This is a genomic window from Pseudomonas sp. EA_35y_Pfl2_R111, assembly GCF_963970955.1.
Classification (GTDB): domain Bacteria; phylum Pseudomonadota; class Gammaproteobacteria; order Pseudomonadales; family Pseudomonadaceae; genus Aquipseudomonas.
The window spans coordinates 590363-604972 of record NZ_CAXAOM010000002.1 but is presented as its reverse complement, the minus strand read 5'-3'; the positions used below and the strand labels follow the sequence as shown (position 1 = coordinate 604972).

Below are 14610 nucleotides of genomic sequence, written 5' to 3'. Positions count from 1 at the left end.
GCACTTAGTACGCCGATATCCTGCTGGCCCTGGCGCCTGCTAGTTGGCGAACTGCACGGGGCAGCGCTCCGCGCCTTCCAGTTTGCGAATTTCATCGATCACCTGCGACCGTGCGTGGTGCAGCACCAGATGGCGTTGCTGGCTATGCAGGCGGCGCGCTTCCTGATGCAGCATGGTGATGCCGGCGTAGTCGATAAAGTTGATATGCCGCGCATCGATCATCACCCAAGGCGCGCAACTGCGTTGCAGGCGTTGCTGCAGGTAGTGGCAGGCGCCGAAGAAGATCGAACCTTCGATACACAGCCATTCCTGCTCGCCGTCCTGCCACTGGCGTATGCGCGGCTGCGAAGTGCGCTTGAGGTAGACGATCAGTGAAGCCAGCACGCCGGCATAGATGGCGCTTTGCAGCTCCAGCACCAGGGTTGCCAGCACGGTCAGCAGCATCACCAGAAACTCGCTACGGCTTACGCGCTTCAAGGCCTTGAAGGCGTTAAGGTCGAACAGCCCCCAGCAGATCAGCAGAATGCTTGCTGCCATGGCAGGGATCGGCACATAGGCGAACAGTCGGCTGCCGTATAGGGCAAACAGCGCCACCAGCAAGGCGGCGAACACCCCGGCCATCGGCGAGCATGCACCAGCTTGCTGGTTGAGCGCCGAGCGGGTGAAGGAGCCGGCCGACAGCGAGCCGCTGAACCAGGGCCCAATAATATTCGACAGGCCCTGGGCGCGGACTTCCTGATTGGCATCGAGCAGCTGTTGGGACTTATCCGCCAGGGCGCGGGCAATCGACAGGCTGGTGACCAGGCCGAGCAAACCGCAGGCCACGGCTGCGGGCAGCAGTTGCAGGATGTGTGTAAGGTTGAAATCCAGCAGGGCGAAGGGCGGCAGGCTGCCTGCAAAACGGCTGACCAGCGCGACGTGCTCAAGCTGTTCAGGCCAGGCCACGACCAGCAGGCTGGCGGCAACAATACCAATAAGCAAGGCCGGCGCACGTGGCCACAGACGCCTGCTCAACAGGCTGATGCTTAAGGTGAAAAGTGCTACGGCCAGGGTGCGCCAATCACTCTCGGCCAGGTGCTCGCCCAGGCTGAGCAGGCTCATCAGCGCCGTGGCCTGGCTGGTGACGGTGAGACCGAGCAGGTTGGGCAACTGACCGATGCCGATCACCAGTGCCGCGCCCAGGGTGAAGCCGAGCACCACCGAATGCGAAACGAAATTCACCAGCGCACCGAAGCGCAGCAGGCCGAGCAGCCATTGGCATACGCCAGCCAGCAGGGTCAGCAGCAGAATTAGGGCGATAAAGTTGTCGCTGCCCGGTGTCGCCATCGGGCTGACGCTGCTGAACAGCACAATGGAAATCGCGGCGGTGGGTCCGCAGATCAGAAAACTGGATGAGCCCCACAGGCAGGCAATCAGCACCGGCATGATAGCCGCGTACAGGCCATATTGCGGCGGCAGCCCGGCGATCAGGGCGTAGGCGATGGATTGCGGCAGCGCCAGGATGGCGCCGTTGAGCCCCGCCAGCAGGTCTTTACCGAGGCTGCGTTTGCTGCAATGCGGCAGCCAGCGCAGAAAGGGCAGCAGAGACTGAAGGAGGAACAATGGCATGCGTGGGCTTCTTGTGCGGACGATGGACAAAGCCGCTGCACAGCAGCGGCCCGTCTACTTTAGGGAATCAAGCCGGCCGGTTCAAAGTTTGGCGTTGACTGCTGCCAGGCCATTATCGCCGCTGCGGCTGGTTACACCTTCGAGCCAGCCGGCAACCACCGCCGGATTGGCCTTGAGCCAGGCCTTGATCGCCTCATCGTTGCTGGCCTGCTTGCTCAGCACTTTATCCATGATGGCGTTCTCCATCTCCTGGGTGAATTTCAGGTTGCTCAGTAGTTTGCCGACATTCGGGCACTGCGCGGCGTAGCCTTTGCGAGCCAGGGTGTTGACGCTGCCGCTGGCGCCGAAGTACTTCTCGCCGCCCTTGAGGTAGCGCATGTCGTACTGCACGTTCATCGGGTGCGGCGTCCAGCCGAGGAACACCACAAACTGCTCACGCTTCACCGCGCGGCCAACCTGCACCAACATGGCCTGTTCGCTGGACTCGATCAGGCTCCAGTCCTTGAGGCCGAACTCGTCGGCCGCAATCATCTTCTGGATCGACTCGTTGGCCGGTGCGCCGGAACCAATACCGTAGATCTTGTGCTTGAATTTGTCGGCATGCTGGTCGAGATCGGCAAAGGTTTTCACCCCTGCCTCGTAGGCATAGGTGGGCACGGCCAGGGTGTACTCGGTGCCGCTGAGGTTTTCCACCACCTGGTCGACTTCACCGGTGGTCACGAACTTGTCGTAATTGCTCTGCTGCGCCGGCATCCAGTTGCCGAGAAATACATCCACCTGACCTTTCTGCAGCCCGGCGAAGATGATCGGTACGGCCAGGGTCTGCGGCTGCGCCTTGTAGCCCAGACCATCGAGCAGGAAGCTGGCGATGCCATTGGTCACGGCAATATCACTCCAACCCGGATCGCCGAGTTTCACCGTGGCGCAACTGGCGTCTTCGGCGAGGGTATAGCTACTGGCGGTCAGTAACAGGCCGCCGATAAGTGCTGTGCTGAATTTATGCATGGCATATGTCCTCTTAGTTATTAGTTTCGGATCAACGCGGCAGTGGTGTGCAATCAGGGTTGCGGAAAACGGGCGCGACGTTCGAGGTCGTCGAGATCAATGTGGTTGCGCATGTACTGCTGGCTGGCATCGACCATCGGTTGATGGTCCCAACTTGTCAGGCGGCCGTGGGTCAGGGCGCTGGCAACGAAGCGACGACGGCGCTGGCTGGCCAGAGCGGCCTGATGAATCGCCGGCATGTCCCAGCGCGCCTGTGCTTGGTTGATAAAGTCGGCCAGCAGGCTTTGATGCTCGGCGGACCCTGCGAGGTTTTCGCGTTCCTGCGGGTCGTGGCGCAGGTTGAACAGCAGCAATGGATCCCGTTCGGAGTAGATAAATTTCCACTCGCCCTGGCGGATCATCATCAGCGGGCTGTTACTGCCTTCGGCCATGTATTCACCCAATACCTCATCATGGCCACCGTTACCCTGCAGGTGAGGCAGCAGCGAGCGCCCGTCTAGCGGCAAGTCGGCCTCAAGTGATCCTCCGGCCAATTCCACGAGGGTTGGTAATAAGTCCATGGTGGATACGCTCTGACTGACCCGGTGTGCGGCGAAGTGCTTCGGTGCATGCACCAATAGCGGTACGCGGGCGGCCATTTCAAACCAGTGCATCTTGTACCAGAGGCCGCGCTCACCAAGCATGTCGCCGTGGTCGCCGGAGAACACGATGATGGTGTTGTCGCTCAGGTTGCAGTCCTTGAGGGTTTTCAGCAGCTTGCCGATGTTGCTGTCGATATAGCTGCAGGCGCCGAAGTAGGCGCGCCGCGCATCTTTGATCTTCTGCTCGGGCAGCGGCTTGTCCCACAGGTCGATGACTTTCATCAGGCGCTGCGAGTGTGGGTCCTGTTCGGCCTGCGCGATGGTGTGGCGCGGCAGCGGGATGTCCTCGTCGCGGTATAGGTCCCAGAACTCGGCCGGGATGGTGTAGGGGTCATGCGGGTGGGTCATCGACACGGTGAGGCAGAACGGTTGCTCGCCGTCGCTGCGCACATGGTCATAGAGGTACTGCTGGGCCTTGAACACCACCTCTTCATCGAAATCCAACTGGTTGGTGCGCACGCAGGGTCCTGCCTGCAGCACCGAGGACATGTTGTGGTACCAGCTGGCGCGCACGTCCGGTTCGTCCCAGTTCACCGCCCAGCCGTAGTCGGCGGGGTAGATGTCGCTGGTCAGGCGCTCTTCGTAGCCATGCAGCTGGTCCGGGCCGCAGAAATGCATTTTGCCCGAGAGCGCGGTGCGGTACCCGAGGCTGCGCAGGTAGTGGGCGTAAGTTGGTACATCAGCGGGGAAGTCGGCGGCGTTGTCGTAGGCGCCGATCTTCGAGGGCAGCTGGCCGCTGACCAGGGTAAAGCGCGACGGCGCGCAGAGCGGGCTGTTGCAGTAGGCGGCATCGAACACCACGGCATCTTTAGCCAGGCGCATCAGGTTGGGCATCTGGATCGGTGAGGCGGCATCGTGCAGCGGCAGAATCGGCGCGGCCATCTGATCGGCCATGATAAAGAGGATGTTCGGGCGTTTCATGGTGGCCGGTATTCCATATAAAAGATTTATGCGACAGTGCTGGCTTGATCATCCGGCTAAGCAAAAGCTGGGTAAACCTGCTGTCAGTAGATGCATTGGATAACCTGAGCTTATGTTTGAGCGCATCGATGGAGTGTCACTGGATGTGCTGCGGGTGTTCGAGTCCGCCGCCCGCCAGCTGAGTTTTACTGCCGCTGCCAGTGAACTGGGCACCAGTCAGCCGGCAATCAGCCAGCAGATCAAACGCCTGGAACAGCAATTGGCCACGCGCCTGTTTGATCGGGTTTACCGGGGAATTGCCCTGACCGATGCCGGCGAGCTGCTACTGAGTTATGTACAGGACGGCCTGCAGAGCCTGGATGCCGGGCTGTTGGCGGTCACCGCGCAACAGCAACATGAGGTGTTGCAGGTCGCCACTGATTTTGCCTTTGCCGCTTACTGGTTGATGCCGCGTTTGCAACGCTTCCACCAGCTGCACCCGGAGGTGGATGTCAGCCTGATCACCAGCGAGCGTGATCAGGGCACGTTGCCGGCAGAGATCGATGTGGCGATCAACTTCGGCGATGGGCGCTTCAAGCATGCCGAGGCGCAACTGATGTTTTGCGAAGAAGTGTTCCCGGTGTGTAGTCCGCAACTGCTCAAAGGGCAGACGTTGCCGTTGCCCCCCGCTGCGCTGGCCAGCTTACCGCTGCTGCATCTGCGCCCGGAGAACCGCTCGCGCTGGTTCGATTGGGCGGGGCTGTTTCGCGCCTTTGGCCTGCAGCAGACGCCGAGCCCTGGCAGCCTGCGTTTCGATAACTACACGCTGCTGATTCAGGCGGCGATTGCCGGGCAGGGCGTGGCCATCGGCTGGCGGCACCTGGTCGATGAGCTGCTGACGCAGAACCTGCTGTGCCGTTTAGGCGATGAAGTCGCGCATTCGGATATGGGTTACTACCTGGTACTGCCCGAGCGCAAACGTCGCCAGCGTTTGACTCAGGTATTTGTCGATTGGCTGCAAGCCGAACTGGCCAAGGGGCCAGGCGTTTAACCGCAGAGCCGGTTCAGGTGCTGTTCGGTTTGCTGCAGCAACTGACGCAGGCTAGCCAGCTGCTGCGGGTCGGCATCGCCAAGTAACTGTTCAAGGCCCTGCTGAATAGCCGTCAAGGGCGCAACGCTGCCCGTCAGGTTGAGGTGCTGGCGGAGAATCTCATCACCGCTGCTGACCAGCAGTGCGAAGTGGATGACGTTTTCCAGTTCGCGGGTATTGCCTGGCCAGCTGTGCGCTTCCAGGCGTTGCTGTGCGGCAACGCTGATGACTGGCAGCGGCAGACTCAGGCGCTGGGCGTAGATGCCGAGGAAGTATTCCGCCATGGGTAGGATGTCGCCGGTGCGTTCACGCAGTGGCGGCAGGTCAAGGCGGCCGTCGCTGAGATAACCGTATAGCCGCTCATTGAATTTGCCAGCTGCCACGGCCTGAGCCAGGTCGATGCTGGTTGCAGCCAGCAGCCTGACATCCGCCGGGCTCGGCTGGCTGGCGCCGACTCGCAGCACTTCACCGGTTTCCAGGGCGCTAAGCAGTTCAGCTTGCAGCGGCAGCGGCAGGTCGCCGATTTCGTCCAGATACAGCGTGCCGTTGTTGGCCGAGCCAAACCAGCCGGCCCGGCTGCTGGCGCTGCCTTGATAGGCGCCGGCGGCATAGCCGAACAGTTCTGCCTGGGCATGCTTGCTGCTGAGGCCGCTGCAGCTGAGCGCGACAAACAGCCCCGGCCGTTCGCTGGCGCGGTGGATATGCCGCGCCAACAACTCTTTACCGGTGCCGGTTTCGCCTTCAATCAGCAGCGGTAAAGGTTGTGTGGCAAGCAGCTCGACCTGGTCGCGTAGCTGCCGGGAGCGGGGATCGATAAACACCAGCGCTTTAGCGCGGATGCTTAGCGGGCTTTTTTCCGCATCGGGAAAGGTCAGCAGCGGTTGGCTACCGAAATTGTTCTGGCTCATCAATGAGTCTCCAGCCCGGCTCGGATTGCGAGCAGGCAGGTTGCATGATCTTTACAGGGCCTGCCGCCGTTCAGGCGATTGGCATCTCAGGCGCGGCGGCGGTTGGCTTGTTCGATACGGCTCTGCAGGCGGTAGAGGTAGGCAAAACCTTGCTCCCAACGCTGATGCCCCGATTTCACATTGATATGCCCAGCGCCGCTGAGAATCGCCACATCACTGCCCCAATCACGGGCCATCTCGATAGCCCGTGCGGCACTGGCGGCGGTGTCGTTATCCGAGCCCACCAACTGGCTGGGGAAGGGCAGTGAGTGTTGGGGAATCGGGGCAAAGTTCTGCAGCGCTGGCGGGCAGTTGGACCGTTCCACATCGGCTGGGGCGACCAGGAGCGCGGCCCTTACCCGGCGCAGCGATTCCACGGGGGCCTGAGCTGCCCAATGCGCCACGGTGATGCAGCCCAGGCTATGGGCTATCAGAATGGTCGGGCGCGGATCGCTGGCGATGCTGCGCTGCAGTTCGGCGACCCAGTCTTCACGCTTGGGGTTTAGCCAGTCGGCTTGTTCCACCCGCGCACTGTTCGGCAGGCTGCGCTGCCAGTGGCTCTGCCAATGCTCGTCGGCCGATCCTTGCCAGCCCGGCACTATCAGGTAACGGATAGTTTGGTTGCGCATCGTGCGCCCTCCTGCAGATGTGAATGGCTGCAGTGTAGGGAGGCCTGATGAATATCAAAAAGAATAAGAACTTCTTTGCTTATGCCATAAATCTTATTTCTCTGCGGGAGAAGGTCATGGATTGGTATATGCGAAAAAGGTATATAAATGTTCTTAAATAATATTTTTAAGAATATTGGTGTCTCTCTACTATCCGCTCCACGCCCACTGACTACGGCCAGTTTTCGCCGCTTATAGGGCTATTTCAAGGAGCATTACCATGACCGCAACCCTACGAAATCTTGAAGGTCAGGATGAGGCCAGCATCCTGCGCGAGATCCAGGCTGCGCTAAATGGCCTGAAGTTCGGCTCGGTGGAAATCACCGTGCACAACGGCCAGGTCGTGCAGATCGAGCGCAAGGAAAAGTTTCGCCCGCAGGCCCAGAGCAACAAGAGCAGCTGAAGTCGTTACCCACAAACAGTAAGTCACCCGCAACAGAGCCCGACCGGACCACCGGAGGGCGTGCAATGAAAAGAGTCGAGCCCACGCGCACCACGCCGGATAGCCACGGCAGGTGGCTAGAGCATCGACCCATTGAACGCCAACCCCGTATTTGTCCCAGTAGGAGCTGCACCATGTCCATTCGCCGTTTTGTCCTCGCTGCCCTGGCCAGCGCCATTTTTGCAGGCCCGGTGGCCGCCGCTGAAACCCTGCTCAACGTGTCTTACGACCCGACCCGCGAGCTGTACAGTGAATTCAACGCCGCATTCAACAAGCACTGGCAAACCCAGGGCCATGAAGCTGTGACCATTCAGCAATCCCATGGCGGCTCAGGCAAACAGGCCCGTGCGGTAATCGATGGCCTGCGCGCCGACGTAGTAACCCTGGCCCTGGCCGGCGATGTCGACGAGCTACACAAGCTCGGCAAGCTGATCCCGGAAAACTGGCAGGAGCGTCTGCCGGAATCGAGCACGCCCTACACCTCGACCATCGTGTTCCTGGTGCGCAAGGGCAATCCGCAAGGCATCAAGGACTGGGACGACCTGGTCAAGCCAGGCGTAGAAGTGATCACTCCGAACCCTAAAACCTCTGGCGGTGCGCGCTGGAACTTCCTCGCGGCCTGGGCCTATGCCCAGCAGAAATACGGCAGCGAAGCGAAAGCTCAAGAGTTCGTCGGTCAGCTCTACAAAAACGTACCAGTACTCGACACCGGTGCCCGTGGTTCGACCATCACCTTCGTCAACAACCAGATCGGCGACGTGCTGCTGGCCTGGGAAAACGAAGCCTTCCTGGCGCTGAAGGAAGAGGGTGGCGACAACTTCGAGATCGTTGCACCGTCGCTGTCGATTCTCGCCGAGCCACCGGTGGCTGTAGTCGATGAAAACGTCGACAAGAAAGGCACCCGCAAAGTGGCTGAGGCCTATCTCAACTACCTCTACAGCGATGAAGGCCAACGTTTGGCGGCCAAACACTTTTACCGTCCGCGTAATCAGGCCATTGCTGGTGAGTTTTCCAAACAGTTCCCGGCACTGAAGCTGGTAACTGTCGATAAAGACTTCAACGGTTGGAAAACCGCGCAGCCGAAGTTCTTTAACGATGGTGGGGTGTTCGATCAGATCTATCAGGCGCAGTGACGCTACTGCGCTCGGTCATACTGCGTTGAAAGCCGGCTCGGGACTGCTCATTTACAGCCCGTAAACTCCGCGTCCCTCGCCGGCTTTCGCCTTGTCTGACCTTCGCTCGCAACGCGTCGTTAGATCGTCGCTTAACAAGCACAAGGCCAAATCATGTCTCGCCGTACTTCCCACGTCATACCCGGCTTCGGGCTGACGCTGGGCTACACCCTGGTGTACCTCAGCCTGTTGGTGCTGATTCCTCTGGGTGCCATGTTTGTTCACGCCGCTCAGCTCACTTGGGCTGAATTCTGGGCGATTATTTCCGCACCGCGGGTGCTGGCCGCGCTCAAGTTGAGCTTTGCCACTGCCTTCGCGGCCGCCGTGATAAACGGCATTATCGGCACATTGCTGGCTTGGTCGTTGGTGCGTTACACCTTCCCGGGACGCAAGGTGATAGAGGCGATGATCGACCTGCCTTTTGCCTTGCCCACCGCCGTTGCCGGTATCGCGCTGACGGCGCTCTATGCTCCCAGCGGCTTGATCGGCCAGTTCGCCACCGACCTGGGCTTCAAGATTGCCTACACGCCCATCGGTATCACCCTGGCACTGACCTTTGTCACCCTACCGTTTGTGGTGCGCACCATTCAGCCGGTGTTGGCCGATATTCCCCGTGAAGTGGAAGAAGCCGCTGCCTGCCTCGGCGCCAAGCCGCTGCAGGTGTTTCGCCATGTGCTGCTGCCAGCGTTGCTGCCAGCTTGGCTCACAGGCTTCTCTCTGGCCTTTGCCCGTGGCGTTGGTGAGTACGGTTCGGTGATTTTTATCGCCGGCAATATGCCGATGAAAACCGAAATTCTGCCGCTGCTGATCATGGTCAAGCTCGACCAGTACGACTACACCGGTGCCACGGCTATTGGCGTGTTGATGCTGGTGGTCTCCTTCATTCTGCTGCTGCTGATCAACCTGCTGCAGCGCCAGATCGCCAAGTCTTGAGGAGGTCGCCATGTCATCTGTAACCCTAAGCGCGTCAGCCTCGGCCAACGCCGCACGACGCGGCAATGTGCTCGGTCGCCGGCTGCTGATCATCAGCGCCTGGCTGGTGTTTGTGCTGTTCCTCGTGTTGCCGCTGTTTATCGTGCTGAGTGAGGCGTTAAAGCACGGCTTTGGCACCTTCTTTGGCGCGATTTTCGAACCTGATGCGATCAGTGCGCTGAAGCTGACTTTGCTCGCTGTGGGTATTTCGGTGCCGCTCAACCTGGTGTTCGGCGTGGCCGCAGCCTGGTGCGTGAGCAAGTACGAGTTCCGCGGCAAGAGCATTCTGGTCACCCTGATCGACCTGCCTTTCTCGGTGTCGCCGGTGATCGCCGGTCTGATCTACGTGTTGCTGTTCGGGGCCCAGGGCTTCTTCGGCCCGTGGCTGCGCGAGCACGATATCCAGATCATCTTCGCCTTGCCGGGCATCGTCCTGGCCACGGTGTTTGTCACCGTACCCTTTGTTGCCCGCGAGCTGATCCCGCTGATGCAGGAGCAGGGCACCCAGGAAGAGGAGGCCGCCCGCCTGCTTGGCGCCAATGGCTGGCAGATGTTCTGGCACGTGACCCTGCCGAATATCAAATGGGGCCTGATCTACGGCGTGGTGCTGTGCACCGCGCGGGCCATGGGCGAGTTTGGCGCGGTGTCGGTGGTCTCCGGGCATATCCGGGGTTACACCAATACGCTGCCGCTGCATGTCGAGATTCTTTACAACGAATACAACCACGTCGCCGCCTTCAGCGTCGCCAGCCTGCTGCTGTTGCTGGCGGTGATTATCCTGCTGCTCAAGCAGTGGAGCGAGTCGCGTATCAACCGCCTGAAAGCCAGTGCTGGCGAGGAATAAGTCATGTCGATTGCAATCTCTAACGTCAGCAAGAATTTCAATGCGTTCAAAGCGCTGAACGACATCAATCTGAATATCCAGAGTGGTGAACTGGTCGCTTTGCTCGGCCCGTCTGGCTGCGGCAAGACCACCTTGCTGCGCATCATCGCCGGTCTGGAAACCCCAGACAGCGGCAGCATCGAGTTCCACGGCGAAGATGTCTCCAACCACGATGTGCGCGACCGTAACGTCGGCTTTGTGTTTCAGCACTACGCGCTGTTTCGTCATATGACCGTGTTCGATAACGTTGCCTTCGGCCTGCGCATGAAGCCTAAGGGCGAGCGGCCGAACGAAAACGTGATCAAGAAGAAGGTTCACGATCTGCTCGATCTGGTGCAGCTCGACTGGCTGGCGGATCGCTACCCCGAGCAGCTTTCCGGTGGTCAGCGTCAGCGCATCGCCTTGGCCCGTGCCCTGGCGGTGGAGCCGAAAGTGCTGTTGCTCGACGAGCCCTTCGGCGCGCTGGATGCCAAGGTGCGTAAAGAGCTGCGCCGCTGGTTGGCGCGTCTGCACGAAGAAGTGCACCTGACTTCGGTATTCGTCACCCATGATCAGGAAGAAGCCATGGAAGTGGCTGATCGCATCGTGGTGATGAACAAGGGCGTGATCGAGCAGATCGGCTCGCCGGGTGAGGTGTACGAGCAGCCGGCCAGTGATTTCGTCTATCACTTCTTGGGCGATGCCAACCGCCTGTATGTCGGCAACGACACCCACGTGCTGTTCCGCCCGCACGAGATTCATCTCTCGCGCCAGGCCGAAGAAGGTCACCAGGCCGGTGAAGTGCGTGACATCCGCCCGCTTGGCGCGATCACCCGCGTGACCCTCAAGGTCGCAGGTCAAGCTGAGCCGATTGAAGCTGAAGTGGCCAAGGATCACCTCAGCCTGGCCAACCTCACTCGCGGTGAAACGCTGTACTTCAAACCGAAAGCGGGGCAGCCGGTGATTCAGCAGCGCTGAGTTCAGGCTGTAAAATAAAAAAAGGAGCGCAATGCGCTCCTTTTTGTTTTTAACACCGAGGCTGCGACGCGCAGCAGATCGTGTTATTTGCGCTGCCATTTACCTTCAAGCTGGATGTATTGTCCCGCCGGAGTCTTGTCGATGGCCTTCTGCCCGGCAATGGCTTCCACATCGCTGAGCTGGATGCCGTTCTGGGCCGCCAGCTTCTGGTATTCGGCGCGGCGTGCTTGGTTGATCAACTGGGCGATTTCGGCGGCTTGGCCGCTGTTACTCACCACGCCCAGATAGCCGTTGGGCATTTCGCCCAGTTGGCCGCTGGCTTTGGCGTTGCCCAGGGCGGACATGGCTTCGTTGAGATTCAGGGCTACGGCCGGCAGGCTCAGGCTGAGCAGCAGTAACAGGCTGGCAAGGCGTTTATAGAGGTTCATGCTCGGGCTCCTTAGAACAATCCGCTGGATTCACTGAACATGCTGTCCAGGGCTTTATCCACCTTGATATAGATTTCGTGCTCGATCTTCACATTGAGGTTGATGTTGATCGGCTCATTGGGCATCGCCAGCTGTACGGTCGGGGTGCAGGCCGTACTGAGCAGCCCTAGTAGCAGGACGGCGAAACAACTACGCAAGCGCATGGCGCTTCTCCTTGGTCATGGCTCTGTCGGGGCCGTTTTGGCATTGCGTTCCAGCATACGCTGTTGCACACGCTGCTTGATGATATCGCTGACTTTGTCGGTCAGTTGCAGGCTGGCCAGCAGGGTCGGGATGTCTTCTTCCAGGTTGATATTGAAGTGGATAGGCCGACCCTGTTCGATGGCTGGGTTTTGACCCTCCAGGCGCATGGCCAGCGCCAACTTGCCTTGCTGATCGTAGTTGACCTGGCTGCTCAGGGTAGTAAAGCGAAAATCCTCCAGCGATTGGGTCACCAGCTGCATCGCCGGGTTGCTGCGGCCCAGGGCGCGGATGCGTTCTGAGTGAAACTGCAGGCGCCCACCGGGTTCGCGTGCTGCCAGCTGGCCTTGTTCGATAGTTATGCCCTGGCTGCTGACCTGCAGCGGCAAGCGACCATCGAGGGTACCGGTGCCTGCCAGGCCCTCTGTGGGATAGAGGATAAACAGCTGCTCAAGTTCCAGGCCCTGCACCTGTATGGGAAACAGCAGCGGCTCGGCGGCCAGGTTCCATTGCCCGGGTGCCAGTTGCAGCGTGCCGCCCATCAGTGCCGCTTCGACCTGGCGCAGCTCTAGCTGACCTTGGGTCGGGGTTTGCAGCGCGGCGCTGTAGCTGCCGCTGGACTGCACCGGACCCAGCGGTATGCCGGGGTTGGCCTGAGCCAGGCGCAGCTCGCTCAACTCAAGCTGCAGCTGTTTGGGGTCGACTCGTACAGTGATGTGGCTGTCCAGGCCCTCCAGCGCGGTGCGGTCATAAATCCCGCCCAGGCCCTTGCCGGTAAGTTCGAGTTTGACCGTGGGCAGCTGTTGATCGCTGGCGAGGGTCAGGCTGGCGTTGGCATTCAGGCGACCGTTGTTCAAGTCCAGCAGGGCTGGCCATGCCGTGAAGCTGCCTTTTATGGGGTTGCCGCTGCGCAGAAACAGTTCCGCCAGTTGTGCTTGCAGGCTCAGGCCCTTGGCGCTGCTGTGTTGCGCCTGCAGCTTGAGTTGCAGCCCTGCATCGTTGCGCAGTGTGCCGTCCAGCTCCGCTTGCACTTGGCTGACATTCACGGGGCCTTGCCAGTACCAGCGCTGGGGCTGCAATTGCCCATGTTGCAGCTGTGCACTGAGGTCGAGGGGGCCTTCTAATTGCCAGTCTTGCAGTGCTCCCGCCACCAGCTGTGCCTGCAGCTTTAGCCCATTGCTGCTGGCCTTAACTTGCTGCGCCTGCACATCCGCACTACGCAGGTGCTGCAAGCTGAGCTGTGAGCCTTTGCCGAGGGCCAGATCCAGCTGTTGTGCATCCAGATAAGCGTCGAGTTGCAACTGCGTCTGCAGCGCGCCGATTCTCCAGTCGTTTGCCTGAAATGCAGGAGCGGATGCGCTAAGGCTGCTGTCCAGCAGTTGCAAGCCCCAGGGCAGTCCATTGGCCAGGGCCAACGTGCCCTGCAGTTTGAATTGGCTGCGCCCTTGGCCGCTCAGCAGCAGTTGCAGGGGCAGGGCGCGCTCAACCAGTTGTGGAGCAAGGTTGTCGGGCGTTTCGGTGGCCTGGATAGTCAGCTGCAGTGTTGCGGGATACAGCTCTACCGGTACGCCACTGATAAGGTCATTGGCAATCTGCTTGAGGCTGAGGTCGGCGCTCAGGCTATTGGCTAGCCACTGCCCATCCAGCGCCTGGGCGGACAAATCGAAGCTGCCCTGCAATTGACCGATAGCGGGAATTGGCCAGGGCTCTGGCAGGTTGGCGCTCGCTTGCACCTGGCCGGTGGCCTGCTGCAGTTGCGCCACGTTAAGTGGTCCAGGGGCAAGCTGCAGTTGCCAGCTTGCCTTCAGCTGCGCTGCCATCGGAGCCTCAGGCAATGTGCCTGTGGCGTTGGGCAGCCATTGGCTTAGCCAGCTTTGCAGCACCGCGCTTTGCTGCAGATCGCCATTGAAATCACCTTGCCAGAGTTGCCCGGCGGTGCTCTGTTGCAGGCTGCTGCTGAGTTGCAGTTGTGGTTGTTGATTGATCGCCAGGCTTAGCTGCAGCGCTGCACGTGTGGAATCGCCCTGCAACTGCGCGTGCCAACTCAGTTGATCCTGCTGGTGCTGCAGATTGAGCTGCACATCAAGCTGCTCGGCTTGTTTAAGTAGCAGCAGATCGCCCAGCAGCTGGCAGCGCGTATCGGCGCAGGGCAGCTCGATCTGCAGCGCATCGATCTGTAAGCGTTGCGGCAATAGGCTGATACCGGCGGCGAGCTGCTCAAGCGGCACCTCAAAATCTGTGCTGTCACCGGCTGCTGGTTCTGATTGAGCGGGCAGACTCAGTTGCAGGCCGGTGATCTGTACCTGCTGCCAGAAGGGCAGCGCCAAGCTGAATCCACTCCAGCGCAATTGCAGCTGTTGCAACTGAACTGCGCCGCTTGGGTGCTGCAGGCTGAGTTGGTCAAGCTGGATACCGTGGCTGGATAGGCTCAGGCCGCGCCACTCGAAGTTTTCGATCTGCTCGCGTTCGAGCAGGCGGCTCAGGCTCAGGTAGCCGTAAGCGCCAAGCAGTATGAGCAGTAAAACCAGGCAACTGATAAGTCGCAGCCAGGTGCGCCGGCTGGGCATAAGCACTGATCCGTAGTGGGGGAGTGGCGTGGCAGGACGTTAACCCATGTCTGGCAGGCTGCCAATCACAGGTTATTCTCTTCTGTGTAA

Annotated in this window: 14 protein-coding genes; 6 read left to right on the top strand and 8 right to left on the bottom strand. The window is 60.2% G+C overall.

Annotation, left to right across the window (positions count from 1 at the left end):
• Positions 1-39 precede the first annotated feature (39 nt).
• The 3 genes from AACY25_RS11365 to betC form a co-directional block, all read right to left on the bottom strand.
• On the bottom strand, positions 40-1608 hold the full coding sequence (locus AACY25_RS11365; RefSeq protein ID WP_339524603.1) for a SulP family inorganic anion transporter: 1569 nt from the start codon (positions 1606-1608) through the stop codon (positions 40-42).
• Positions 1609-1689: 81 nt separating this feature from the next.
• Positions 1690-2613 carry a choline ABC transporter substrate-binding protein gene (choX, locus tag AACY25_RS11360; protein ID WP_339524602.1) on the bottom strand — a complete coding sequence of 308 codons (924 nt, stop codon included), beginning with the start codon at positions 2611-2613 and terminating at the stop codon, positions 1690-1692.
• A gap of 53 nt (positions 2614-2666) precedes the next feature.
• Positions 2667-4175: a choline-sulfatase gene (gene betC, locus AACY25_RS11355; RefSeq protein WP_339524601.1), complete on the bottom strand. Its 1509-nt coding sequence runs from the start codon at positions 4173-4175 to the stop codon at positions 2667-2669.
• Positions 4176-4287: 112 nt separating this feature from the next.
• On the opposite strand from betC, the gene AACY25_RS11350 reads away from it, so the two are divergent.
• The gene (locus AACY25_RS11350; RefSeq protein WP_339524600.1) at positions 4288-5205 is read left to right on the top strand and encodes a choline sulfate utilization transcriptional regulator; all 918 of its coding nucleotides are present in this window, start codon (positions 4288-4290) and stop codon (positions 5203-5205) included.
• On the opposite strand, the gene AACY25_RS11345 is transcribed toward AACY25_RS11350, so the two are convergent.
• Positions 5202-6152: a sigma-54-dependent transcriptional regulator gene (locus tag AACY25_RS11345; RefSeq protein ID WP_339524599.1), complete on the bottom strand. Its 951-nt coding sequence runs from the start codon at positions 6150-6152 to the stop codon at positions 5202-5204. The genes AACY25_RS11350 and AACY25_RS11345 overlap by 4 nt on opposite strands.
• An 86-nt stretch (positions 6153-6238) precedes the next feature.
• Complete coding sequence (locus AACY25_RS11340; protein ID WP_339524598.1) at positions 6239-6820, bottom strand: alpha/beta hydrolase; 582 nt, start codon at positions 6818-6820, stop codon at positions 6239-6241.
• A gap of 259 nt (positions 6821-7079) precedes the next feature.
• Here AACY25_RS11340 and oscA point away from each other — a divergent pair, with 259 nt between their 5' ends.
• The 5 genes from oscA to AACY25_RS11315 all read left to right on the top strand — a co-directional run bounded on the left by oscA (position 7080) and on the right by AACY25_RS11315 (position 11285).
• Entirely contained in the window at positions 7080-7262 is a 183-nt protein-coding gene (gene oscA, locus AACY25_RS11335; protein WP_339524596.1) for a sulfur starvation response protein OscA, read from the top strand.
• 173 nt (positions 7263-7435) lie between these two features.
• Entirely contained in the window at positions 7436-8434 is a 999-nt protein-coding gene (locus tag AACY25_RS11330; RefSeq protein WP_339524595.1) for a sulfate ABC transporter substrate-binding protein, read from the top strand.
• A gap of 153 nt (positions 8435-8587) precedes the next feature.
• Entirely contained in the window at positions 8588-9406 is an 819-nt protein-coding gene (cysT, locus tag AACY25_RS11325) for a sulfate ABC transporter permease subunit CysT (RefSeq protein ID WP_339524594.1), read from the top strand.
• A 10-nt stretch (positions 9407-9416) separates the two neighbouring features.
• Positions 9417-10289: a sulfate ABC transporter permease subunit CysW gene (cysW, locus tag AACY25_RS11320; RefSeq protein ID WP_339524593.1), complete on the top strand. Its 873-nt coding sequence runs from the start codon at positions 9417-9419 to the stop codon at positions 10287-10289.
• A gap of 3 nt (positions 10290-10292) precedes the next feature.
• The gene (locus AACY25_RS11315; RefSeq protein ID WP_339524592.1) at positions 10293-11285 is read left to right on the top strand and encodes a sulfate/molybdate ABC transporter ATP-binding protein; all 993 of its coding nucleotides are present in this window, start codon (positions 10293-10295) and stop codon (positions 11283-11285) included.
• An 83-nt stretch (positions 11286-11368) separates the two neighbouring features.
• Here AACY25_RS11315 and AACY25_RS11310 read toward each other — a convergent pair whose 3' ends face one another.
• Genes AACY25_RS11310 through AACY25_RS11300 form a run of 3 tightly spaced genes read right to left on the bottom strand, consistent with a single transcriptional unit; the run spans position 11369 to position 14520 of the window.
• The gene (locus AACY25_RS11310) at positions 11369-11713 is read right to left on the bottom strand and encodes a YdbL family protein (protein WP_339524591.1); all 345 of its coding nucleotides are present in this window, start codon (positions 11711-11713) and stop codon (positions 11369-11371) included.
• Positions 11714-11724: 11 nt separating this feature from the next.
• Positions 11725-11916, bottom strand: coding sequence for a YnbE family lipoprotein (locus AACY25_RS11305; RefSeq protein WP_090252927.1), 192 nt, complete (start codon positions 11914-11916; stop codon positions 11725-11727).
• 15 nt (positions 11917-11931) lie between these two features.
• Positions 11932-14520 (bottom strand): YdbH domain-containing protein, encoded by a 2589-nt coding sequence (locus AACY25_RS11300; protein ID WP_339524589.1) that lies wholly within the window; start codon positions 14518-14520, stop codon positions 11932-11934.
• Between the last annotated feature and the right edge of the window lie 90 nt (positions 14521-14610).